The organism is Pantoea sp. X-Soil-YNGN-785, assembly GCF_059730585.1.
The window spans coordinates 1,144,469-1,167,978 of the sequence record NZ_AP035942.1 but is presented as its reverse complement, the minus strand read 5'-3'; the positions used below and the strand labels follow the sequence as shown (position 1 = coordinate 1,167,978).

The 23,510-nt window shown below is 56.3% G+C and carries 22 protein-coding genes; 1 reads left to right on the top strand and 21 read right to left on the bottom strand.

Annotated features, from left to right (window positions below):
• Positions 1 to 47: 47 nt before the first annotated feature.
• From ybgE to sdhC, 12 genes are all read right to left on the bottom strand, one after another.
• Positions 48 to 341 (bottom strand): cyd operon protein YbgE, encoded by a 294-nt coding sequence (gene ybgE, locus AC6I8E_RS05365; RefSeq protein WP_013357151.1) that lies wholly within the window; start codon positions 339 to 341, stop codon positions 48 to 50.
• The gene (gene cydX, locus AC6I8E_RS05360) at positions 341 to 445 is read right to left on the bottom strand and encodes a cytochrome bd-I oxidase subunit CydX (protein WP_013357150.1); all 105 of its coding nucleotides are present in this window, start codon (positions 443 to 445) and stop codon (positions 341 to 343) included. The genes ybgE and cydX overlap by 1 nt, the downstream gene beginning before the upstream one ends.
• Positions 446 to 460: 15 nt before the next feature.
• Complete coding sequence (gene cydB, locus AC6I8E_RS05355) at positions 461 to 1,600, bottom strand: cytochrome d ubiquinol oxidase subunit II (protein WP_312216717.1); 1,140 nt, start codon at positions 1,598 to 1,600, stop codon at positions 461 to 463.
• An 11-nt stretch (positions 1,601 to 1,611) separates the two neighbouring features.
• The gene (cydA, locus tag AC6I8E_RS05350; RefSeq protein WP_061061929.1) at positions 1,612 to 3,183 is read right to left on the bottom strand and encodes a cytochrome ubiquinol oxidase subunit I; all 1,572 of its coding nucleotides are present in this window, start codon (positions 3,181 to 3,183) and stop codon (positions 1,612 to 1,614) included.
• Positions 3,184 to 3,758: 575 nt separating this feature from the next.
• Positions 3,759 to 4,634 carry a succinate--CoA ligase subunit alpha gene (gene sucD, locus AC6I8E_RS05345; RefSeq protein WP_013357147.1) on the bottom strand — a complete coding sequence of 292 codons (876 nt, stop codon included), beginning with the start codon at positions 4,632 to 4,634 and terminating at the stop codon, positions 3,759 to 3,761.
• On the bottom strand, positions 4,634 to 5,800 hold the full coding sequence (sucC, locus tag AC6I8E_RS05340; RefSeq protein WP_003853151.1) for an ADP-forming succinate--CoA ligase subunit beta: 1,167 nt from the start codon (positions 5,798 to 5,800) through the stop codon (positions 4,634 to 4,636). Before sucC ends, sucD begins: the two co-directional genes overlap by 1 nt.
• A 67-nt stretch (positions 5,801 to 5,867) precedes the next feature.
• On the bottom strand, positions 5,868 to 7,091 hold the full coding sequence (gene odhB, locus AC6I8E_RS05335; RefSeq protein ID WP_195857234.1) for a 2-oxoglutarate dehydrogenase complex dihydrolipoyllysine-residue succinyltransferase: 1,224 nt from the start codon (positions 7,089 to 7,091) through the stop codon (positions 5,868 to 5,870).
• Between the two features lie 15 nt (positions 7,092 to 7,106).
• The gene (gene sucA / locus AC6I8E_RS05330; protein WP_013357145.1) at positions 7,107 to 9,914 is read right to left on the bottom strand and encodes a 2-oxoglutarate dehydrogenase E1 component; all 2,808 of its coding nucleotides are present in this window, start codon (positions 9,912 to 9,914) and stop codon (positions 7,107 to 7,109) included.
• A 201-nt stretch (positions 9,915 to 10,115) separates the two neighbouring features.
• The gene (locus AC6I8E_RS05325; protein ID WP_013357144.1) at positions 10,116 to 10,832 is read right to left on the bottom strand and encodes a succinate dehydrogenase iron-sulfur subunit; all 717 of its coding nucleotides are present in this window, start codon (positions 10,830 to 10,832) and stop codon (positions 10,116 to 10,118) included.
• Between the two features lie 14 nt (positions 10,833 to 10,846).
• On the bottom strand, positions 10,847 to 12,613 hold the full coding sequence (gene sdhA, locus AC6I8E_RS05320; RefSeq protein ID WP_095707548.1) for a succinate dehydrogenase flavoprotein subunit: 1,767 nt from the start codon (positions 12,611 to 12,613) through the stop codon (positions 10,847 to 10,849).
• Entirely contained in the window at positions 12,614 to 12,961 is a 348-nt protein-coding gene (gene sdhD / locus AC6I8E_RS05315) for a succinate dehydrogenase membrane anchor subunit (protein WP_095707549.1), read from the bottom strand.
• Positions 12,955 to 13,344 (bottom strand): succinate dehydrogenase cytochrome b556 subunit, encoded by a 390-nt coding sequence (gene sdhC, locus AC6I8E_RS05310; protein WP_033782341.1) that lies wholly within the window; start codon positions 13,342 to 13,344, stop codon positions 12,955 to 12,957. The genes sdhD and sdhC overlap by 7 nt, the downstream gene beginning before the upstream one ends.
• Before the next feature lie 632 nt (positions 13,345 to 13,976).
• Here sdhC and AC6I8E_RS05305 point away from each other — a divergent pair.
• Positions 13,977 to 15,260 (top strand): citrate synthase, encoded by a 1,284-nt coding sequence (locus tag AC6I8E_RS05305; RefSeq protein WP_033731874.1) that lies wholly within the window; start codon positions 13,977 to 13,979, stop codon positions 15,258 to 15,260.
• A gap of 338 nt (positions 15,261 to 15,598) precedes the next feature.
• On the opposite strand, the gene nei is transcribed toward AC6I8E_RS05305, so the two are convergent.
• The 9 genes from nei to phrB all read right to left on the bottom strand — a co-directional run bounded on the left by nei (position 15,599) and on the right by phrB (position 23,501).
• A complete protein-coding gene (gene nei, locus AC6I8E_RS05300) occupies positions 15,599 to 16,387 on the bottom strand; it encodes an endonuclease VIII (protein WP_013357140.1) in 789 nt (262 codons plus the stop codon).
• Positions 16,388 to 16,398: 11 nt separating this feature from the next.
• Positions 16,399 to 17,046 carry a pyroglutamyl-peptidase I gene (pcp, locus tag AC6I8E_RS05295; protein ID WP_033782339.1) on the bottom strand — a complete coding sequence of 216 codons (648 nt, stop codon included), beginning with the start codon at positions 17,044 to 17,046 and terminating at the stop codon, positions 16,399 to 16,401.
• Positions 17,047 to 17,052: 6 nt separating this feature from the next.
• Positions 17,053 to 18,069, bottom strand: a complete 1,017-nt coding sequence (locus tag AC6I8E_RS05290) for a DUF979 domain-containing protein (RefSeq protein WP_147788522.1) — start codon at positions 18,067 to 18,069, stop codon at positions 17,053 to 17,055.
• The gene (locus AC6I8E_RS05285) at positions 18,069 to 18,797 is read right to left on the bottom strand and encodes a DUF969 domain-containing protein (protein ID WP_033731868.1); all 729 of its coding nucleotides are present in this window, start codon (positions 18,795 to 18,797) and stop codon (positions 18,069 to 18,071) included. The genes AC6I8E_RS05290 and AC6I8E_RS05285 overlap by 1 nt, the downstream gene beginning before the upstream one ends.
• Positions 18,798 to 18,849: 52 nt before the next feature.
• The gene (pxpA, locus tag AC6I8E_RS05280; RefSeq protein WP_147788523.1) at positions 18,850 to 19,587 is read right to left on the bottom strand and encodes a 5-oxoprolinase subunit PxpA; all 738 of its coding nucleotides are present in this window, start codon (positions 19,585 to 19,587) and stop codon (positions 18,850 to 18,852) included.
• The gene (pxpC, locus tag AC6I8E_RS05275) at positions 19,577 to 20,506 is read right to left on the bottom strand and encodes a 5-oxoprolinase subunit PxpC (RefSeq protein WP_147788524.1); all 930 of its coding nucleotides are present in this window, start codon (positions 20,504 to 20,506) and stop codon (positions 19,577 to 19,579) included. Before pxpC ends, pxpA begins: the two co-directional genes overlap by 11 nt.
• A complete protein-coding gene (gene pxpB / locus AC6I8E_RS05270) occupies positions 20,500 to 21,156 on the bottom strand; it encodes a 5-oxoprolinase subunit PxpB (RefSeq protein WP_013357134.1) in 657 nt (218 codons plus the stop codon). The genes pxpC and pxpB overlap by 7 nt, the downstream gene beginning before the upstream one ends.
• Before the next feature lie 158 nt (positions 21,157 to 21,314).
• Positions 21,315 to 22,058: a type 2 GTP cyclohydrolase I gene (locus AC6I8E_RS05265; RefSeq protein WP_013357133.1), complete on the bottom strand. Its 744-nt coding sequence runs from the start codon at positions 22,056 to 22,058 to the stop codon at positions 21,315 to 21,317.
• Between the two features lie 18 nt (positions 22,059 to 22,076).
• Positions 22,077 to 23,501: a deoxyribodipyrimidine photo-lyase gene (phrB, locus tag AC6I8E_RS05260; RefSeq protein ID WP_147788525.1), complete on the bottom strand. Its 1,425-nt coding sequence runs from the start codon at positions 23,499 to 23,501 to the stop codon at positions 22,077 to 22,079.
• Positions 23,502 to 23,510: the final 9 nt, after the last annotated feature.

Genomic DNA, 23,510 nt, shown 5'->3' with positions numbered 1-23,510 from the left:
ACCAGATGCTGACAAATATTCACTGACAGCGCGGGTAAGGTGGGGGATTAAAGATAAAAACGGTAAAGCGCAATCACTAACGCCAGCAGAGCCGGTAACGGCGTAAACAGCGCCTGCCATCGGGTTTTCCGTGGCCGGAAACCCACACCGTGAATTACGCCGCAGCAGACCGCCCAGATCAGCACCAGCCCCTGCAGAGCAGGAAGCTGGCCCGCCTGATTGGCAAAACGGGTCGGATCCCACATTACGCCGCCCGCCGTCAGCAGCGCCAGCAGCAGTGAAAGGGCCCGTAACGGGCCCTTATCCATCAGATCATAGAGCATCCGAACTGGCGTGCGCATCAGTGAGTCTCATCCTGCGCTTCAACGTGCTCAATCGCCAGCGCGGTCACGATACCAAAGGCACAGGCCAGCAACGTGCCGAGAATCCAGGCAAAATACCACATGCGACATCTCCTTTATTAATAGAGTGAGTGACTGTTGCTTTCAATCTGCTCTTTGGTAATACGGCCAAACATCTTCCAGTAGCACCAGGTGGTGTAAATCAGAATGATTGGGACAAAGATAGCGGCGGCCACGGTCATGGTTTGCAACGTCAGCAGACTGGACGTGGAGTCCCACATGGTCAGGCTGGTCCCCGGTACGGTGCTGGATGGCATGATGAACGGAAACATCGCAATGCCGGCAGTCATGATGACGCAGGCCAGCGTCAGTGATGAGAACAGGAACGCCCAGGCACCCTTTTCAACCCGCGAGCAGAGTACGGTAAGCAGCGGCAGCACCGAACCAAGCAGCGGGAACAGCCACAGTACAGGATGATTCTGGAAGTTAACCATCCAGGCACCCGCTTCGCGCACGACGGTTTTTCCCAGTGGGTTCGAGGCGGCGAAGTGATCCATTGTGCTGGTCACCACATAACCCTCAATACCGTATTTTACCCAGGCACCCGCCAGGATGAAGCAGACCATCATCACCAGCGCGGCAAGTTGTGCAGCGGTACGCGAACGCAGATGCAGTTCGCCAGTGGTGCGCATCTGCAGGTAGGTTGCGCCCTGTGCCAGAATCATCGCCACACTGACCACACCCGCCAGCAGGCCAAACGGATTCAGCAGTTGGAAGAAGTTGCCGGTATAGAACAGGCGCAGATACGCATCGGCATGGAACGGCACGCCCTGTAACAGGTTGCCAAAGGCCACGCCAATCACCAGCGGTGGCACGAAGCTGCCAATGAAAATGCCCCAGTCCCAGGCACCGCGCCAGCGGTTATCTTCAATCTTCGAGCGGTAATCGAAACCGACCGGACGGAAGAAGAGTGACGCGAGCACCAGAATCATCGCCACATAGAAGCCGGAGAAGGCCGCCGCGTAGACCATCGGCCAGGCGGCAAACAGTGCGCCACCCGCGGTGATCAGCCAGACCTGGTTACCGTCCCAGTGCGGGGCGATACTGTTAATCATGATGCGACGTTCAGTATCGGTGCGGCCCAGAATGCGTGTCAGCATGCCGACGCCCATATCAAAACCATCTGCAACAGCAAAGCCAATCAGCAGCACGCCAATCAGCAGCCACCAGACAAAGCGCAGAACTTCATAATCAAACATGGTCGCTCTCCTTATCCCTGAACCGGCTGAGTAGTTGCCGTAATCTGCTCATGATGATATCGCCCGGTTTTCAGGCTGCTCGGCCCAAGGCGGGCGAATTTGAACATCAGGTACATTTCTGCCACCAGGAACAGCGTGTAGAGTCCGCAGATCAGGATCATCGAGAACAGCAGATCGCCAACAGTCAGCGAGGAGTTGGCCACCGCGGTCGGCAGGATTTCACCGATAGCCCAGGGCTGACGACCATACTCGGCTACGAACCAGCCTGACTCGACGGCAATCCAGGGTAACGGAATACCAAACAGCGCCGCTTTCAGTAACCAGCGATTTTTGCCCACGCGATTGCGTATTACGCTCCAGAAAGAGAGCGTGATAATGCCCAGCAGCAGTACGCCACACAGCACCATGATGCGGAACGCGAAATAGAGCGGCGCTACGCGCGGGATAGAGTCCTGCGTCGCCTGTTTGATCTGCGCTTCGGTCGCATCCGCCACGTTATCGGTATAGCGCTTCAGCAGCAGACCATAACCGAGATCCTGCTTGTGGCTGTTGAACGCGTCACGTACTGCGGGATCCTGACTGCCGCTGCGCAGTTCATTCAGCAACGTGTAGGCTTTCATGCCGTTGCGGATGCGCACTTCATGCTGAGCCATCAGATCTTTCAGGCCGGTAACCGGCTTATCGATGGATCGGGTCGCGATCAGGCCCAGCAGCCACGGGATCTGCACGGCATACCGGTTCTCCTGCGTTGCCTGATCGGGCAGGCCAAACAGCGTAAATGAGGCTGGTGCCGGCTGGGTTTCCCACTCCGCTTCGATAGCGGCCAGCTTGGTTTTCTGCACGTCGCCCATTTCATAGCCTGACTCATCGCCCAGCAGGATCACGGAGAGCACCGCCGCCATGCCAAAGCTGGCCGCAATAGCGAACGAGCGTTTAGCAAAAGCAAGATCGCGCCCTTTCAGCATGTACCACGCGCTGATGCCCAGAATGAACATCGCGCCGGTGGTGTAACCGGCCGCAACGGTGTGAACGAATTTCACCTGCGCCACCGGGTTCAGTACCAGCTCTGAGAAGCTGACCATCTCCATGCGCATGGTTTCGAAGTTGAATTCAGAGGCGATGGGGTTCTGCATCCAGCCGTTAGCAACCAGAATCCACAGCGCGGACATGTTCGAGCCCAGCGCCACCAGCCAGGTCACCGCCATGTGCTGCACTTTACCCAGCCGATCCCAGCCAAAAAAGAACAGGCCGACAAAGGTCGATTCCAGGAAGAACGCCATCAGACCTTCAATGGCGAGCGGCGCGCCGAAGATATCGCCGACGTAGTGAGAGTAATATGACCAGTTTGTCCCGAACTGAAATTCCATGGTCAGGCCAGTGGCGACACCCAGCGCAAAGTTAATACCAAATAACTTGCCCCAGAACTTCGTCATATCTTTATAAATTTGTTTACCGCTCAGGACATAGACCGTCTCCATGATCGCCAGCAAAAACGCCATACCCAGCGTTAAAGGGACGAACAGAAAATGGTACATCGCTGTTAAGGCAAACTGTAACCGCGACAGTTCGACGATATCTAACATAAGGACTCCTTGCTCCTCGCTTTGTCTCCGTCACGCGCGCGATCAGAACGAACGTAATCAGAGTCAGGAACGACTGTTTATTGATTCCAGTTTTTTTATGACCAGCAGAACAGATTTGTGAGCTGCCCGAACAGGCGAGTAGCGAATAAAGCAGCTCTGAAAATTGTCAATCCGCGCTTTCATTAACGCGTGCTTTAACAGGAGGAAAGCGGGTGTCATCCCGGGCTGAGCAGACGTTTGAATATTTGTGTAAAAGGCTGGATTGATGCAGCGCAATTTACGCTCTTAGCGTTGCGCTTTGCCAGCGATATAGTTGGATATAAATCGCGATTAATTGATCTGGATTAACGCAATAAGTTTCCAGATAGAGCCAGGTGGGTTTCTTGTTAATGAGATGTCATTAATGAAATAAGGCGGGGAAAAATAGTTTACCTTTGCCACTTTTTATTAACGTAACTAATACCTGCGTGGTTATCTGACCACGCCCTCTTTTCTTTAAATGTCTGGGTGATGTCTGTGTGTTACCGGCATAAAAAAAGCCACCCGGAGGTGGCTTAGTCTCAGATGACGACGACTTATTTTGCCGGTAATACGGCTTTAACTGCGTCACCGATGTCAGCCAGGCTGCGAACGGTTTTCACGCCTGCGGCTTCCAGTGCAGCAAATTTCTCATCTGCTGTACCTTTACCACCGGCAATGATGGCGCCCGCATGGCCCATGCGCTTGCCTTTCGGCGCGGTGACGCCAGCAATGTAGCCTACAACCGGCTTGGTCACGTGCTCTTTGATGAAGGCTGCGGCTTCTTCTTCTGCGCTGCCACCGATTTCACCGATCATCACGATCGCTTCAGTCTGTGGATCATCCTGGAACATTTTCAGGATGTCGATGAAGTTAGAGCCAGGGATCGGGTCACCACCGATGCCGACGCAGGTTGACTGGCCGTAGCCGATGTCAGTGGTCTGCTTAACTGCTTCATAGGTCAGGGTGCCTGAACGGGATACGATACCGACACGGCCCGGCTGGTGAATGTGGCCTGGCATGATGCCGATCTTACATTCACCTGGGGTGATTACGCCCGGACAGTTTGGACCGATCATCCGCACGCCCGCTTCATCCAGCTTCACTTTCACAGTCAGCATATCCAGCGTCGGGATACCTTCGGTGATGGTGATGATCAGCTTGATGCCCGCTTCGATCGCTTCCAGGATGCCATCTTTACAGAAAGGTGCCGGAACGTAGATCACGGTGGCAGTTGCGCCGGTCGCTTCTACCGCTTCGCGTACGGTGTTGAACACCGGCAGGCCGAGATGCGTCGTGCCGCCTTTGCCTGGCGTCACGCCGCCAACCAGCTGAGTACCGTAAGCCAGCGCCTGCTCAGAATGGAAAGTCCCCTGGCCACCGGTGAAACCCTGGCAAATGACTTTGGTGTTTTTGTCGATCAGAATGGACATTATTTACCCTCCGCGGCAGCAACAACACGCTGTGCGGCGTCTGTCAGGCTGGTTGCTGCAATGATGTTCAGACCGCTGTCCGCCAGTTTCTGTGCGCCCAGCTCGGCGTTGTTACCTTCCAGACGTACCACCACTGGCACGTTAACACCCACTTCAGCGACTGCGCCGATGATGCCGTCGGCAATCAGGTCACAGCGTACGATACCGCCGAAGATGTTAACGAAGACGGCTTTAACCGCATCGTCAGACAGGATGATTTTGAAGGCTTCGGTCACGCGCTCTTTAGTTGCGCCGCCGCCGACATCAAGGAAGTTGGCTGGCTGACCGCCATGGTGCTTAACGATGTCCATGGTGCCCATCGCCAGACCTGCGCCGTTAACCATACAACCGATGTTGCCTTCCAGCGCAACATAGTTCAGTTCCCACTGTGTCGCATGCGCTTCACGTGGGTCTTCCTGGCTTGGATCGCGCATTTCGCGCAGCTCTGGCTGGCGGAACAGGGCATTGCCATCGGCGCCCAGTTTGCCATCCAGGCAGATCAGATCGCCCTGCTTAGTGATGACCAGCGGGTTGATCTCAACCATCGCCAGATCGCGCTCCAGGAACAGCGTTGCCAGACCCATGAAGATCTTGGTGAACTGACCAACCAGCTTACCGGTCAGGCCCAGTTTGAATGCCAGCTCGCGGCCCTGATAAGGCTGCGGACCGGTCAGTGGATCCAGCGCCATTTTGTGGATCAGGTGCGGGGTCTCTTCCGCCACTTTTTCGATTTCCACGCCGCCTTCGGTTGAGGCCATGAAAATCACGCGACGCGTTGCGCGATCGACCACAGCGCCCAGGTAGAGCTCCTGATCGATGTCGGTTGCCGCTTCAACCAGAATCTGGTTTACCGGCTGGCCGTTTGCGTCTGTCTGATAGGTCACCAGACGTTTGCCCAGCCAGTTTTCAGCAAATGCGCGGATCTCTTCTTTGCTGTTAACCACTTTCACACCGCCCGCTTTACCGCGGCCACCGGCATGAACCTGACATTTAACTACCCACGGGCCTGCGCCAATTTTAGAGGCTGCTTCTTCCGCTTCACGTGGTGTAGTACAGGCGTAACCCGTTGGTGCCGGCATGCCATACCGTGCAAACAGTTGTTTCGCCTGGTATTCGTGTAAGTTCATGATGTTCTATCCATTCAGGTCTGAAAAGAGTATTGAGGTTGGGCGCGCGAGGCGCGCCCGGTGAAAATCAGACATCCAGCAGCAGACGCGCCGGATCTTCCAGCATCTCTTTCACTGCAACCAGATAACCCACTGATTCACGGCCATCGATCAGACGGTGGTCGTAGGAGAGCGCCAGGTACATCATTGGCAGCACCACAACCTGACCATTGACCGCCATCGGGCGATCTTTGATAGCGTGCATGCCCAGGATGGCGCTCTGCGGTGGGTTGATGATCGGGGTGGACATCAGGGAACCAAAGACGCCGCCATTGGTAATGGTGAAGTTACCGCCGGTCAGATCGTCTACTGTCAGCTTGCCGTCACGGCCTTTCACTGCCAGCTCTTTGATTTTCTTCTCAATGTCCGCCATGCTCAGCGCATCAACGTCACGCAGAACCGGTGTCACCAGACCGCGTGGCGTAGAGACCGCGATGCTGACGTCGAAGTAGTTGTGGTAAACCACATCTTCGCCATCGATGGAGGCATTCACTTCCGGGTAACGTTTCAGTGCTTCAACAACCGCTTTGATGTAGAAGGACATAAAGCCCAGACGGACACCGTGACGCTTCTCGAAGGCCTCACCATACTGCTTGCGCAGATCCATGATGGGCTTCATGTTGATTTCGTTGAAGGTGGTCAGCATCGCAGTGCTGTTTTTCGCTTCCAGCAGACGCTCGGCAACACGCTTACGCAGACGGGTCATCGGCACGCGTTTTTCGCTGCGATTCGCCACAGGCTGCTGCACGGCTGCAGTTTCTGACGCAGGTGCGGCGGCTTTAGCGGCCTGTGGTTTGTTGGCCAGATGTTTTTCAACATCTTCACGGGTCAGACGTCCGCCCACACCGCTGCCTTTGATCTGCGAAGCATCAAGGTTGTGCTCGGCAATCAGACGGCGGATGGCCGGGCTGAGCGCATCGTTGCTCTCTTCTTCCAGTGACGCAGTCTGACGCTGAGCCGGGGTAGACTCTTTGCTTTCAGACTTCGCGCTGGTCTCTTTACCGGCGCTGTTGCCCTCTTTCAGACGACCCAGAATCTGGCGTGAAGTGACGGTGGCGCCCTCTTCTTCCAGAACCGCTTCCAGAATACCGTCAGCAGAGGCTGGCACTTCCAGCACCACTTTGTCGGTTTCGATTTCAACCAGCACTTCATCGCGAGTCACTGCATCGCCTGGTTTTTTGTGCCAGGTTGCCACGGAGGCATCGGCAACCGATTCAGGCAGGTCGGGAACGAGAATATCTACGCTACTCATTATCTTTCCTTTTAATTAATTAACGTTCAGCGCGTCATTAACCAGGTCTTGCTGCTGTTGTTGGTGTACGGACATGTAACCCACGGCCGGTGAGGCGGAGGCCGGGCGGCCTGCATAACGTAAGGTCGCACCAAACGGCACAACTTCACGGAAATGATGCTGGCTGCAGTACCAGGCGCCCTGATTCAGCGGCTCTTCCTGACACCAGACAAAATCCTGTACGTGAGAATACGCTTGTAATGCTTCCTGAACCGCATGATGCGGGAACGGATAGAGCTGCTCGATACGGACAATGGCTACATCGGTCTGCTCATTTTTACGACGCTGCTCAAGCAGGTCGTAATAGACTTTACCAGAGCACAGCACGACGCGTTTCACGCCCTGCGCATCCAGATTATCCACTTCGCCAATCGCCGGCTGGAAGCTGCCGTTAGCCAGTTCATCCAGCGTGGAGATCGCCAGCGGATGACGCAGCAGCGATTTCGGCGACATCACAATCAGCGGACGGCGCATACCGCGCAGCGCCTGACGACGCAGCATATGGTAAACCTGCGCAGGCGTTGACGGTACGCAGACCTGCATGTTCTGCTCAGCGCAGAGTTGCAGATAACGCTCCAGACGCGCAGACGAGTGCTCTGGCCCCTGACCTTCATAGCCGTGCGGCAGCAGCATGACCAGGCCACACATACGGCCCCATTTCTGCTCACCGGAGCTGATGAACTGGTCGATAACAACCTGTGCACCGTTGGCGAAGTCACCAAACTGCGCTTCCCAGATGGTCAGGATGCGTGGCTCAGCAGTGGCGTAGCCATATTCAAAGGCCAGTACCGCCTCTTCTGATAGCACGGAGTCCCAGACTTTGAACTGGCCCTGGCCGCTGTGCACATGGTGCAGAGGGGTGTAGGTTGAGCCGTTTGCCTGGTTATGAACCACCGCGTGACGATGGAAGAAGGTGCCGCGACCGGTATCTTCACCCGACAGGCGAACCGGAATGCCTTCATCAACCAGCGTGGCGTAGGCCAGGTTTTCCGCGCCGCCCCAGTCAAAGGCTTTCTCGCCTTCAGCCATCAGACGACGGTCGTTATAAATCTTGGCAACACGCGACTGCACCTCAACCTCTTCAGGTACCTGGCTGATACGCAGCGCCAGTTCCTTCAGACGTTTCATGTCGACCTGGGCCGGGTAAGGCTCATCCCACTCATGGTTCAGGTAAGGTGACCAGGTAAAGGAGTGCAGGCTCATCGGACGCCATTCTGGTACTACGCACTCGCCCGCATCCAGCGCATCACGGTAAAGATTGACCATTTCGGTCGCATCTTCCTGCGTGGCAACGGCTTCACCTTCCAGACGGTCGGCGTAAATTTTACGCGGCGTCGGGTGCTTTTTGATTTTCTGGTACATCAGCGGCTGAGTCGCACTTGGCTCATCGGCCTCGTTGTGACCATGACGGCGATAGCAGACCAGATCGATAAACACATCACGCTTAAAGGTGTTGCGATAGTCGAGCGCCAGACGGGTCACAAAAGCGACTGCTTCCGGGTCATCCGCGTTGACGTGGAAAATCGGTGCCAGCACCATTTTGCCGATATCGGTGCAGTAAGGGGTTGAACGCGCATCTTTCGGGTTGGACGTCGTAAAACCAACCTGGTTGTTGATGACGATGCGAACAGTACCGCCCACTTCATAACCGCGTGCCTGTGACATGTTCAGGGTTTCCTGAACCACGCCCTGGCCAATCACCGCCGCGTCACCATGAATGGTGATCGGCAGGACTTTGTTGCTCGCAGGCTCATCCAGACGATCCAGACGGGCACGTACGGAACCCATAACGACCGGGCTGACGATCTCCAGGTGTGACGGGTTAAACGCCAGCGCCAGGTGAACCAGGCCGCCTTCGGTTTCTACGTCAGAAGAGAAGCCCATGTGGTACTTCACGTCACCGGTGCCAAGATGCTCTTTATGCTTACCGGCGAACTCGTCGAACAGATCCTGTGGCTTTTTACCCAGCACGTTGATCAGCACATTGAGACGACCACGGTGCGCCATGCCCAGCACGACTTCACGGGTGCCGCTCTTGCCGGCGTGACGGATCATTTCGCGCAGCATGGGCACCAGCGCATCGCCGCCTTCCAGCGAGAAGCGTTTGGCACCCGGGAATTTCGCCCCGAGATATTTTTCCAGTCCTTCTGCCGCGGTCAGCTCTTTCAGGAAACCTTTTTTCTCTTCGTTGCTGAACGCTGCACGGCCCGCCACAGACTCAAGACGCTGCTGGATCCAGCGCTTCTCATCCGTGTTGTTGATGTGCATATATTCCGCACCGATTGAGCCACAGTACGTCTGCGTCAGCGCGTCGAAGAGATCGGCCAGCTTCATGGTCTCTTTACCGATGGCAAAAGAGCCTACGTTAAAGCTTTCCTGAAAATCGGCCTCGGTCAGGTCATGAAAAGCGGGATCAAGATCGGCGACCCGATCCTGTTTCCACAGGCCAAGCGGATCGAGATTGGCGTGCTGATGACCGCGAAAACGAAACGCGTTGATCAGCTGCAGCACTTTCACTTGCTTGGAGTTGGTTTCCGGATCGGAGACAGATGAGGTGTAACGAGATGCGTCTTTCGCCAGGCGACGGAAGTACTCACGTGTGGTGGAGTGAAACTGCTCAGGTTTCATTCCGGTGCCCGGTAACTGTTGGAACATCGAGCGCCACACTGCATCGACAGAGTCAGGATCGGTCAGGAAATCCTCATAGAGCTGCTCTATGTAAGACTGATTCGCGCCGGCCAGCCAGGAAGAGTCCAGCCAGGGCTTCATCGCGCTGTTCTGCATTGTGATCCCTTAAGCATTGCTATGCTTTTTTGAGGTTTCATTTGTTGCCGCTTTCGCGGTTTGCCGTAGTGAGTTCAGCGATACGAGCACTTTGCGCAGCGCGCGTGGCCCGTAAGGGAACCTTTGTAAACGTGGTCATCACCGCGCTTACAGAGGCTTCCGTTAAAACACCGGGAACCTGAGGTTCCCGGCAGAAACGACTTATGCGCCGCGCTGCAGCAGCATCGACTTGATATGGCCGATGGCGCGCGTCGGGTTCAGCCCTTTCGGACAGACACTCACACAGTTCATGATGCTATGGCAGCGGAATACGCTGAAAGCGTCATTCAGATTGTCGAGACGCGCATCCGTTTCAGTGTCGCGGCTGTCAATCAGGAAACGGTATGCCGCAAGCAGGCCGGCAGGACCGATGAACTTCTCAGGATTCCACCAGAATGATGGGCATGAGGTTGAGCAGCAGGCACAGAGAATACACTCGTACAGGCCATCCAGGTGCTCGCGCTCATCCGGTGACTGCAGATGCTCACGTGCTGGCGGATTTTCCCCATTATTCAACAGGAAAGGCTTAATTTTCTCATACTGCGCATAAAACTGGCTCATGTCTACGACCAGGTCACGCACAACCGGTAAACCTGGCAATGGACGGATAACGATTTTCTGTTTGCCGTTGCCCAAGGCCGAGACCGGCGTAATGCAGGCCAGTCCGTTTTTACCGTTCATGTTGAGGCCATCAGAGCCGCAGACGCCTTCACGACAGGAGCGACGAAACGCCAGCGTCGGATCTTTCTCTTTCAGGCGAATCAGCGCGTCCAGCAGCATCATGTCGCGACCATCTTCCGATTCCAGGGTGTAATCCTGCATGCGCGGCTTGTCATCGACGTCCGGATTGTAGCGATAAATTGAAAACTCGAGTCTCATGATCGTCTCCGAAATTAGTAGGTACGCACTTTCGGCGGGAACGCCGCGCGCAGTTTCGGCTGCATGTTCACCTCACGGCGCGTCATGCTTTCGGTTTCCGGGACATAAAGACTGTGGCACAGCCAGTTTTCATCATCACGATCCGGGAAGTCGAAGCGACTGTGCGCACCGCGGCTCTCGGTGCGATAGTTAGCCGCTACCGCCGTGGCAAAGGCCGTCTCCATCAGGTTATCCAGCTCCAGACACTCAATACGCTGGGTGTTGAAATCCGGTGAGCGGTCATCCAGACGCGCTGATTTCAGACGCTGGCGAATCTCTTTCAGCTCTTCCAGACCCTGCGCCATCGCGTCGCCTTCGCGGAATACAGAGAAGTTGTTCTGCATGCAGCGTTGCAACGCTTTACGAATCTCAACCGGATCTTCACCGGTGGTGTTGTTTTCCCAGCGGTTGAAGCGCGCCATCGCCACGGCAATTTCATCTTCCGTGGCGTCACGCAGTTCGCCCTGCTCCTGAATGCTCTCCAGCAGGTGCAGGCCCGCAGCGCGGCCAAAGACCACCAGGTCGAGCAGTGAGTTGCCGCCCAGACGGTTGGCGCCGTGTACCGATACGCAGGCAATTTCGCCGACAGCGAACAGGCCAGGAATCACTACATCTTCACCCTGCTCATTCACACGCAGTGCCTGACCGGTCACTTTGGTCGGAATACCGCCCATCATATAGTGGCAGGTCGGAATGACCGGGATAGGTTCTTTGATCGGATCGGCGTGAGCAAAGGTGCGTGACAGCTCGAGAATGCCAGGCAGACGTGACTCAAGCACCTCTTTACCCAGGTGATCCAGTTTCAGCTTAAGATGTGGACCCCATGGACCATCACAGCCGCGACCTTCACGGATTTCAATCATCATTGAGCGCGCAACCACGTCGCGGCCCGCCAGATCTTTAGCGTTTGGCGCATAACGCTCCATGAAGCGTTCGCCATGTTTGTTCAGCAGATAGCCGCCTTCACCACGGCAGCCCTCGGTGACCAGCACGCCCGCACCGGCGATACCGGTTGGGTGGAACTGCCACATCTCCATATCCTGCACCGGCACGCCCGCACGCAGTGCCATACCCACGCCGTCGCCGGTGTTGATATGTGCATTGGTGGTGGACTGATAAATACGGCCCGCGCCGCCGGTGGCCAGAATGGTCGCTTTCGCTTTGAAATAAACAGTTTCGCCGGTTTCGATGCAGATAGCGGTACAACCGACTACCGCGCCATCGGCGTTTTTCACCAGATCCAATGCATACCACTCAGAGAAGATGGTGGTTTTGTTTTTCAGGTTCTGCTGATAAAGGGTATGCAACAGGGCGTGGCCTGTACGGTCTGCAGCAGCAGCGGTACGTGCCGCCTGCTCGCCGCCGAAGTTCTTCGACTGACCACCAAACGGACGCTGATAGACACGACCATCTTCCAGACGCGAGAACGGCAGGCCCATGTGCTCCAGTTCCAGAATCGCTTCCGGGCCGGTTTTACACATATATTCAATCGCGTCCTGGTCACCGATGTAGTCGGAACCTTTGACGGTGTCGTACATATGCCATTCCCAGTTATCTTCATGGGTATTACCCAGCGCAACGGTAATACCGCCCTGCGCAGATACGGTGTGGGAACGGGTCGGGAAAACTTTCGACAACAGGGCACAGCTCTGGCCGGCCTGGGAGATTTGCAGTGCGGCCCGCATTCCTGCGCCACCTGCGCCGATCACCACGGCATCAAACTCTCTGATTGGCAAACTCATTTACACACCCCACACCACAACAAATCCATAAATCGCATACCACAGCAGCGCCACGACAATCACAAACTGCAACAACAGGCGCGCTGGCAGTGATTTAACGTAGTCTGTTAACACCTGCCACATGCCGATCCAGCCGTGAATCAGAATGGAGAACAGCGTCAGCAGCGTGAACACTTTAGTGAATGCCGAAGCGAAGAAGCCACGCCACAGGTCATAAGTCAGCGTGTCTGTCATCACAACGAAACCGAGGATGTAGACGATGTAGAGCGTAATGAGAATTGCAGTTGCCCGCAGCAGCAGCCAGTCCTGAATGCCGTTGCGACCCAATGCGGATGCATTGCTTACCATACGAGAACTCCCGCCAGAATTGCCAGCACGACAGTGATCACAAAAGTCATATGAGCAGAACGCTTGCCCACTTCCAGCGTTTCAGCCAGATAACCAAAATCCATCAACATATGACGAATCCCGCTCACCGCGTGATAGGCCAGCGCGGTTAAGATGCCCCACATAATGAACTTCGCGAAGAAGCCATCCATGATGGATGCAGCATGCTGGAAACCTTCAGGAGAAGAGAGAGAGAGACCGAGCAGCCACAGCAGGATGCCAATGGCAACCAGGGTGATTACGCCGGAGACGCGGTGAAGAATGGACGATATTGCAGTAACGGGAAACCGGATCGTCGAGAGATCCAAGTTGACAGGTCTTTGTTTTTTCACGGTTTTGCCCACACAGCTCTTTTTTATTTTGCTTCCTCCGGACCTGAGGCGGAGTCTAATCACAACGTGTGGCAGACTTAACCGTCACCAAACAAGCAACATCCAGTGTTAATTGACGCGGTAGTAAACGCTGGGTGGCTCCTGGTGTCAGGGTGTTCCGGAGACCTGCCAGGAGTATAGGAGGATCACATTCTGATTACAATTCCCCTACAAACTCTTTGGTATATTTTAGGTGGAACAGTGATCCTACTCACGATTTTCACAATTGATACAATTTTAATTATCTGATTTGACAATAGTTCAACAATTCAGTTACAAACTAAGCCTGTAAATTCCTATGATGCACAAAAGTTATGGGGATACACTTTCCCCTAAGCGCAAGTTATGTAACATTGCGAATATGAGCTTTAAAAAGCATCAGGTTATTGGTTACCAAGAAGTTATGTCCTGACCGGATCTTTAACAACCGCGATATGCAGCATGTCCATGGCTCACCGGTTCCCGCTGGGAACGCGCCGCTCACTCTGTACCCTGCACCCGCTTTATACCCGCAGAGTGATACTGTGTAGTTTTGCCAACCGCAACATGAACGCGTTTCAGGTGTCTAAAGATCCTTACCTACATAAGGCGCTATGGAGACGAAAATGACAGATAAAAAAGTAACGCTAACCCTGCAAGATGGAACATCTATTGAACTGGACGTACTGAAAGGTACGCTGGGCCAGGATGTGGTTGATGTCCGCGCTCTGGGTTCAAGTGGCCTGTTCACCTTCGATCCCGGTTTTACATCTACGGCGTCCTGCGAATCTGCCATCACCTTTATTGATGGTGATGAAGGCATCCTGCTGCACCGTGGTTTCCCGATTTCTCAGCTGGCGACCCACTCTAACTATCTGGAAGTCTGCTATATCCTGCTGAACGGTGAAGCGCCAGATCAGAAACAGTTTGATGAGTTCCGTACCACCGTTACCCGTCACACCATGATTCATGAGCAGATTACCCGCCTGTTCCATGGCTTCCGTCGTGACTCACATCCGATGGCGGTAATGTGCGGTGTGACCGGTGCACTGGCTGCGTTTTACCACGATTCACTGGATGTAAACATTGAGCGCCACCGCGAAATCGCGGCATTCCGTCTGCTCTCTAAGATGCCGACCATGGCAGCGATGTGTTACAAATATTCAATCGGCCAGCCGTTTGTTTATCCGCGCAATGACCTCTCTTACGCCGGTAACTTCCTGCACATGATGTTCGCCACGCCGTGCGAAGAGTACAAAGTGAACCCGGTGCTGGAACGCGCCATGGACCGTATCCTGATTTTGCATGCTGACCATGAGCAGAACGCCTCAACCTCTACCGTACGTACCGCCGGTTCAAGCGGCGCGAACCCGTTTGCCTGTATCGCCGCAGGGATCGCCTCTCTGTGGGGACCGGCGCACGGCGGTGCCAACGAAGCGACCCTGCGTATGCTGGAAGAGATCAGCACCGTTGAGCACATCCCGGAATTTGTTAAACGCGCCAAAGACAAGAATGACTCCTTCCGTCTGATGGGCTTTGGTCACCGCGTTTATAAAAACTATGACCCACGTGCAACCGTGATGCGCGATACCTGCCATGAAGTATTGAATGAGCTGGGTATGAAGGATGATCTGCTGGAAGTGGCGATGGAGCTGGAACACATTGCGCTGAACGACCCGTACTTCATCGAGCGTAAACTCTATCCAAACGTGGACTTCTACTCCGGTATCATTCTGAAAGCGATGGGTATTCCTTCGTCCATGTTTACGGTGATCTTCGCGATGGCCCGTACGGTTGGCTGGATTGCCCACTGGAAAGAGATGCACGACGAAGGCATGAAGATTGCCCGTCCGCGTCAGCTCTACACCGGTTATACCGAGCGCGAGTTCAGCTCACAGCTGAAGAAGTAAGATTTGATGGATGGCGGAGAGGGATCTCCGCTCAGCCAGTTGATAAGCCTGCATATGGGTGAATCTGGCCGCAACGAATAAGTTCAACGCGCAGGAAACCCGGTCAGAAGAGGAAAGCGTCCCGCGCCAGGGACAAAAACGCCGGGAGCGTTTTTGAACAACGCAAAGCGTTGGCCCGGCAACGGGCGCATCTCAGGGATGAGGTGCGTAATCGCGCGGGCCGAGCATGTCATGGATGACGGCTTTTGCGTCTTTCCGATCTGACCGTGTTTCCTGAGCAGGCTCGGTCTTACAGCAGCTTGTTTCTACCCTCACCCGCGTTTAACTTCATGCCCTTTCTATCCCTGACAACCCGGACACCAGTAAAAAGGCCGTGATGAAAGCGTGCCTTTCTCAATCACCGTGCCACAACGCCGGCATTTTTTGCCCTGCCGATGAAATACTTCAAACTGAAACGCCGCTTCCTCATGATATTTCTTCATGGTTCCACGCATCCGATAGGCATGACGTGGTACTGAAAGCAGTGCCTCGCTGAAAGCCGTCAGCTGATCGTCACTGAGATCCTGCGCCCGATGATTGGGCAGCAGTTGCGCCAGCCAGAGAATCTCGGCGCGCAGGTAATTCCCCAGCCCGGCCAGAAAAGCCTGATCCAGCAGCAGACCACTAAACTGTCGCCGCCGGAACCGGGGCGACAGCAGCCGCTCTTTCACCTCTTCAACGTTAAGCTGGCTGTTCAGCACATCCGGTCCGATGCGGGTCAGAAACGGATGCGCCGCCAGCGTATCTGCGTTGAGCAGTTCAATATCCGAGGCGCTGTAAAGCAGAATCGCTTTGCCTGCCGTCGCCAGCCGCACCCGCAACTGACGTGTGGTATTCAGTTCAGTATCGGGTTTCACGATGCGCCAGACACCATAAAGCTGGTTATGGCTGTAGAGCGTCAGGCCATTGCTGAAATGTGTCAGCAGCGCTTTGCCCCGCGTCTCAATCGCCTGCACCTGCTCACCAATCAGCGAGGGTTCGTAAGTCTTGAGCTGAGGAAACGCGAACCACGCCTCCGTTAACGGCTGCCCCACAATCGCGGCTTCAAGCTTATCCGCCACGCGGCGAATTTCCGGTCCTTCAGGCATCGTTCTTCCTCTTAATGGGTGGCGCCGCCAGCCTGTTTGATATCGTCGCCGGTCTCCAGCGTCACTTTTACCGCAATCTCCAGCGCCTGAATGATGGTCGCCACCGCCATGCTGGGTGCCCCCGGATGCTGCGCAGCCTGTTCAGGCAGATAGGGAATATGAATAAAGCCACCGCGCGCCGGGCTTTTCTGCTGCTCCAGCCAGTGCAGCAGGCCATACATCACCCGGTTACAGGTGAAGGTGCCAGCGGTTTGTGAGACCGATGCGGGGATCCCCGCTTCACGCACTGCGGCCACAATCGCTTTGATGGGCAGCCGGGAAAAATAGGCTGCCGGGCCGCCCGCGACAATCCGTTCATCCACCGGCTGGTTTCCCGCGTTGTCCGGGATGCGGGCGTCATCAACATTAATACCGATACGTTCTACGGTAATGTCGCTGCGGCCGCCCGCCTGCCCTACCGACAGCACTGCATCCGGTTTCACCTCATCCAGTGCCCGGTTCAGCACGTTCAGCACCTCACTGAACACCACCGGCAGCTGGCGGATGACTATCGTCGCCCCGCCAATCTGTTTGCCTTCCAGCGCGCGTACCGCTTCCCAGGAGGGATTAATCGTTTCACCGCCAAAAGGTTCAAAAGCGGTCATCAGGACAGTTTTCATGCAGCCTCACAGGAACATCAGGAAATAGAGCAGGAAAATGTTAACGATTAACAGTAGCACACCAGTCGGAATCTGAGCTTTGATGACAGCGTTACGATCGGGCAGCTCCAGCAGCGCCGCCGGAACAATATTGAAGTTGGCCGCCATCGGCGTCATCAGCGTGCCGCAGTAGCCGGAGAACATACCAATCGCCGCCATTACTGCCGGATTTCCGCCGTGCTGCAACACCAGAATCGGAATGCCGACGCCTGCAGTGATAATCGGAAATGCCGCAAAGGCGTTACCCATGATCATGGTTAACAGCGCCATCCCGACGGCATAGACCGTTACCGCAATAAACCGGTTATCCACCGCCAGCCAGGTTTCGGTCAGATGCGAAATGGCACTGCCCACGCCCGCGCTGGTAAACAGCAGTCCGAGAGTGGCGAGGATTTGTGGCAGGATAAAGGCCCAGCCAATCGAATCCAGCAGGCGACGGGTCTCCTGCATCGACTGCACCGGTTTTTCATGGGTCAGCTTCAACGCCACCAGCCAGCCAATGACACAGCCGACCATCATTGAAAAAAGTGTCACCAGCGTGGCGTGATTGCCGGGACCGAACACCGCTTCCTGCAGACCGGGAATATGGTTAAACGCCAGCACACCGACCACGGTCACGACCGGAATCGCCAGCGCAGGCAGAAACAGTTTGTTGCGCAGACGCAGCGCACTGGCCTGCTTCTCTTCATCACTGCGCTGATGATAACGACCCAGCCGGACACCACCCAGACCGGCAATCAGCGCCATTACCACCACAATGACACCGATGGTGATGTGCAGCATTCGGGTGCCCATCGCGTCCGAGCCCATCAGACTGCTCATCATCTGCGTCGTCCAGTCACCCACCAGAAACACCAGGCCATACAAGGCCCAGAACAGTCCGGTAGTAAAGCGGCGTGGGTTCGCACTGTCACGCCACGAGAGGATAGCCACCACCAGCAGGATAATGCCCGCCAGCCACATCAGATATTGTTGCTGGAACATTACTGACCTCCTTTGGCTTTCAGCGCCTGGTTGTTCAGCAGCTGCAGCTCACGCGCCAGCTGACGATCGAGTCGCACCAGACGTGCCGAGTGGATCAGGAAGGCGGCTATAGCAGTCGGAATGCCCCATAACGCAATGTGCAGCGGTTCGGTCTGAATCCCGGCCGACTCCTGCATGAAGTTGTGCATAAAGATAATCGCGCCAAATGCCACGAAGATATCTTCACCAAAGAAGAGGCCGACGTTGTCGGTGGCTGCTGACATGGCACGCAGCTTATGACGCAGTTCAGGTGTGATTTCGCCGTAGCGGTTTTCCGTTGCGCCCTCTGCCATCGGGGCCAGCAACGGACGCACCATCTGTGGATGCCCGCCTAGACTGGTTAACCCTAGCGCCGCAGTGATTTCACGTACAAACAGGTAGACGATCAGCAGACGTCCGGCGGTGGCGGTTTTGATCTGAGCAATCCACGCCTGCGCCCGCTCCTTCAGCCCGTGACGCTCCAGCAGCCCAATGACCGCCAGCGGCAGCAGCAGAATCAGTGGCAGGTTACGGGTATTCAGAAAACCCGCGCCGAGCTTTTCCAGAATGTCCGCCAGCGGCATCATCGCCGCCAGACCGGTCACAAAGCCGGCGACAATCACCACCAGCACCGGATTAAAACGTAATACGAAGCCGACGACGATCGCGGCAATGCCCAGTAAAGGCCAGAGATTCACTGCACTTTCCATGGATTTCCCCCAGAGTTAAAAAACCCGACATAAGCCGGGCTAAGTAGTGTTTTCAGATGCTGGTGACGCGGATCTGCTGTCCGGCAAACGCATCACACAACCGCTGTGCAAACTGCAGGGCGTGCGCGCCGTCGCCATGTAAGCAGACGGTCTGCGCATTCACTGCCACCCATTCTCCCGTGATACTTTTTACCTTGCCCTGCTGCACCATCGTCAGCGTCTGATCGATAGCCTGCTGCTCATCGTCAATCAGCGCGCCCGGCTCGCTGCGCGGCACCAGCGCACCGCTGCTGAGATAGCCACGATCGGCAAAGACCTCTTCCCGCGTGCGTAAACCGTAGTGCGATGCGGCACGTATCGATTCGCTGTTCGCCAGTCCCACCACAATCAGCTGGCTGTCGACGGCACGGATGGCGCGGGCAATGGCGTCTGCCAGCACCGGATTAGCCGCGGCCTGGTTATAGAGCATGCCGTGCGGCTTAACGTGAACCAGCCGCGCACCTTCGCTTTCCGCCAGGCTTTTCAGCGCGCCAATCTGGTAGATCATCTGGGCATAGACCGTTTCCGGTGGCAGCTGCATGGCACTGCGGCCAAAGTTCTCCCGATCGGGGAAAGCAGGATGCGCGCCGATGGCGACGCCGGATGCCTGCGCCCAGCGCACCGACTGCAGCATGGTCTGCGCATCCCCTGCATGAAAGCCACAGGCGATATTGGCGGAACTCACCAGTTTAAGCAGCGCCTGATCGCTGGCACAGCCTTCGCCCAGGTCGGCGTTTAAATCAATTTTCATGAAGTCCCCATTTCATCTGGTCCAGCGCGCGTTGCTGATGCTGACGTGCCAGCATCGCTTCCGGCAGCGTGCAATGAATAAAGTGAATCGGCTCACCGAGGCGGATTTGCGCCAGATGGTAGAGATCGGCTTCGATGACGGAGGCGATCCGCGGATAGCCGCCGGTGGTCTGGGCATCCGCCATCAGCACGATAGGCTGTCCGTTCGGCGGTACCTGAATCACACCCGGCATCACGCCGTGTGACAGCAGCTCACGCGGACTTTCACGTTTAAGCTCACGTCCCTCAAGCCGGTATCCCATCCGGTTGCTTTGCGGGCTGAGTTTCCATGCGGTACGCCAGAACGCCTGCTGCGCGTCGGGGCTGAACTCGTGATATTCCGGACCAGGCAGTGCGCGGATGCGATTGCCCCATAGCAGCTGCCGTACCCCGACTTTGCGGTCGAACTGACGCGTCGGTTTGCCCAGCGGGATCTGATCGCCATCCCGTAAGGCGCGACCGTGAAATCCGCCAAATTTTGCTTTCAGATCGGTGCTGGCTGAGCCGAGCACCGCAGGGATGTCAAAACCACCCTGCACTGCCAGATAGCTGCGCATGCCGCGCTGCGGCATCGCCAGCGACAGGACCTGGCCGCGTTTCACCGGCGTGCGCCAGCCCGTCCAGACCGGCTGACCGTCCAGCTCCGCATGGCAGCCTGCGCCAGTCAGTGCGAACCAGCCGTCGCGGGTAAACTCCGCTTTGAACTGGCCGAGCACCAGCTCCAGCACCGCGCTGTCAGGCGCATTGCCCACCAGCACATTGGCGGTGAACATCGCGGGATGATCCAGCACGCCGCCGGGGCTGAGGCCATACTGACGCCAGCCGTAGCGGCCCGCATCCTGAAGGGTGGCGGCCAGCCCGGCGCGAAGAATATTTAACATACGCCCTCCTGTTGCGGCACAAAGCGAACCCTGTCACCGGGACGGAGCAGTGTGGGCGGTTGTTGCAGGGGATCAAACAGCGCGGTGCGGGTCTGGCCGATTAACTGCCAGCCGCCGGGCGAAGCCAGCGGATAGACGCCCGTCTGGCTGCCACCGATGCCAACCGATCCGGCCGGTACCGCAACTCTCGGCTCCGCACGGCGTGGTATGTGCAGGCGCGGATCCAGTCCGCCCAGATAGGGAAAGCCCGGCTGAAAGCCGACAAAAAACACCACATAGTCGCTGCTGCTGTGCAGCTCAACCACCTGACCGGCCGTCAGCGCGGCATGTTCCGCCACCACCACCAGATCGGGGCCATGTTCGCCGCCATAGATCACCGGGATCTCCACCAGACGCGATTCTGGCAACTGCGCTTCACTCTCTTCCCACCAGCGCTGAAGCCGCTCTATCGCATCCAGCGCACTCTGCTGGGGATCGCGCAGAATCAGGGTGATATTGTTCATGCCCGGAATGACCTCCAGCACGCCCGCATCCGACTGCAGTCGCTGGTTCAGTCCCCAGATACGCTGCTGACTCTCCAGTGAGACCGGCGGCTCCAGCTCCAGCACGACAGCGCGTTCACCCAATAAATAACACCGTGCTCGTTGCAACAGCTACCTCCCGCCTGATTGAGATCGTGCCTGGCCGACCTGACCGGATGCCCGGATCAGCCGATGGCTTATCTACTTAAAGCAAATAGTTATGCGAAAGTGGCAGGGATGTGTCAACAGATTTAGGTCCTGCGCAGGCACGCAGGACAAGGGAGAGATCAGGCAGGATTAGGAATATCGATGAAGGTCACATCAAGATTGTGGTGTTGTGCCAGCCACTCGCCCAGCGCTTTTACGCCGCCACGCTCGGTGGCGTGATGACCTGCGGCAAAGAAATGCAGCCCCTGCTCGCGTGCGCTGTGAATGGTCTGTTCAGAGACTTCACCGGTAATGTAGGCATCAACGCCCGCAGCGGCGGCCTGGTCGATAAAGCCCTGTCCGCCACCGCTGCACCAGGCGATGCGACGGATCAGTGCTGGCGCGTTATCACCGCAATGCAGCGGTTCGCGTCCCAGCTTATCGCCAATTCGGCGGGCCAGCTGTTCACCGGAGATCGGCTCAGCCAGCTCACCCCAGAACACCAGCGGCATGACTTCGCCACGTACGTCGATATCCAGCAGTTTCGCCAGCTGGGCGTTGTTGCCCAGTTCTGAATGCGCATCAAGCGGCAGGTGCCAGCCATAGAGATTAATATCGTTAGCCAGCAACGTCCGCAGACGGCGGCGCTTCATGCCTTTAATCGCGGCCGGTTCACTTTTCCAGAAGTAGCCATGATGGACGATTATTGCATCGGCCTGACGTGCGACCGCCTCATCCAGCAGGGCCTGACAGGCCGTCACGCCGGTGATAATCGTTTTAACTTCGCTGCGTCCCTCAACCTGCAACCCGTTGGGGGCATAGTCGCTGAAGCTGTGGCTGTCGAGTTGCTGATTGATCAGCGTCTCTAATTCATAATGGTTCATTCAGGCTCCTTCGAGGCCTCAGGCGGCGCTTTTGGCGCGCTCAAAGGCGTCTAATGTCTTTTTACGGGCTGCCTTATGATCCACGATTGGTGCCGGATAATCGAGTTTCCTGTTGTTCTTTTCCGCCCAGACGTGGGGCTGGTGAATATGGCTGTCAGGGACGTCCGCCAGCTCCGGCAGATAGCGACGGATAAACTCGCCCTGCTCATCGAAGCGCTCGCCCTGTGTGGTCGGGTTAAAAATGCGGAAATAGGGTGCTGAATCTGTACCGGTGGAAGCCGCCCACTGCCAGCCACCATTGTTTGCGGCCAGGTCGCCATCAATCAGCTGCTGCATGAAATAGCGTTCGCCTTCGCGCCAGTCGATCAGCAGATCTTTAACCAGGAAACTGGCGGTGATCATCCGTAAACGGTTGTGCATCCAGCCCAGCGCCTTCATCTGACGCATTGCAGCATCGACGATCGGATAGCCTGTTTTTCCCGCTTTCCAGGCATCGAAATGCGCGTCTTCACGCTGCCATTCCACGTTACGCGTCCAGTCAATAAATGGCTTGTGCCGGCACAGTGCCGGATAGGCCACCAGCAGATGACGATAGAACTCACGCCAGATCAGCTCGTTCAGCCAGGTAAATGCGCGACTGTTATCCAGCGCATCGGGATGTTCATGCAGCACGCGATGCAGGCACTGACGAGGCGACAGCACGCCGGTCGACAGATAGACCGACAGGCGACTGGTAGCGTCCAGCGCAGGAAGGTCGCGCTTCGCGGGATAATCGATAATGGGTTGAGTGGCGAAATGGCGCAACCGCTTCAGGGCAGCCGCTTCGCCTGCCGGAAACAGATCCTCGTCAAAGGCTTCGGTCGGACAGTCAAACGCAGGGATCCGGGTAGTTTTCACCGGCGCACCGTCGCGCGGCTTAGGTGCAGGCACACACTCCGGAAGACTCTGCTGCAAACGGCGGACAAAGGCTTTGCTGAACGGCGTAAAGACTTTATACATCGAGCGATCGCCACTCTGCACACTGCCAGGTGGCAGCAGCAGGCTGTCATCAAAGCCCTGGCAGATCACGCCCGCGTCATCGAGACGCTTTTCCGCCTCGGCATCGCGCTGACGCTCATTAACTTCATACTGATAGTTATAGAAAAGCTGGTCGACCTGGTGCTTGTCACAGAATTCGGCCAGCGCATCGATACTGTCGCTGAAGGCGTGACACGCCTGATAGTGCAGCGCAATGCCCCGCTCAGCCAGCGCGTTCTGTACTTCCACCAGACTGGCGTGAATAAACGCCGCCTGCCTGGGTGACATGTCATGCTGCTGCCACTGTTCCGGCGTAGCAAGGAAGAGCGCAATCACTTTTGCCTTGCTGTCGCGACAGGCGGCGTGAAGTGCCAGATTATCGTTGATGCGTAAATCATTACGCAGCCAGACCAGATGAGTGGTCATACGCCTCCT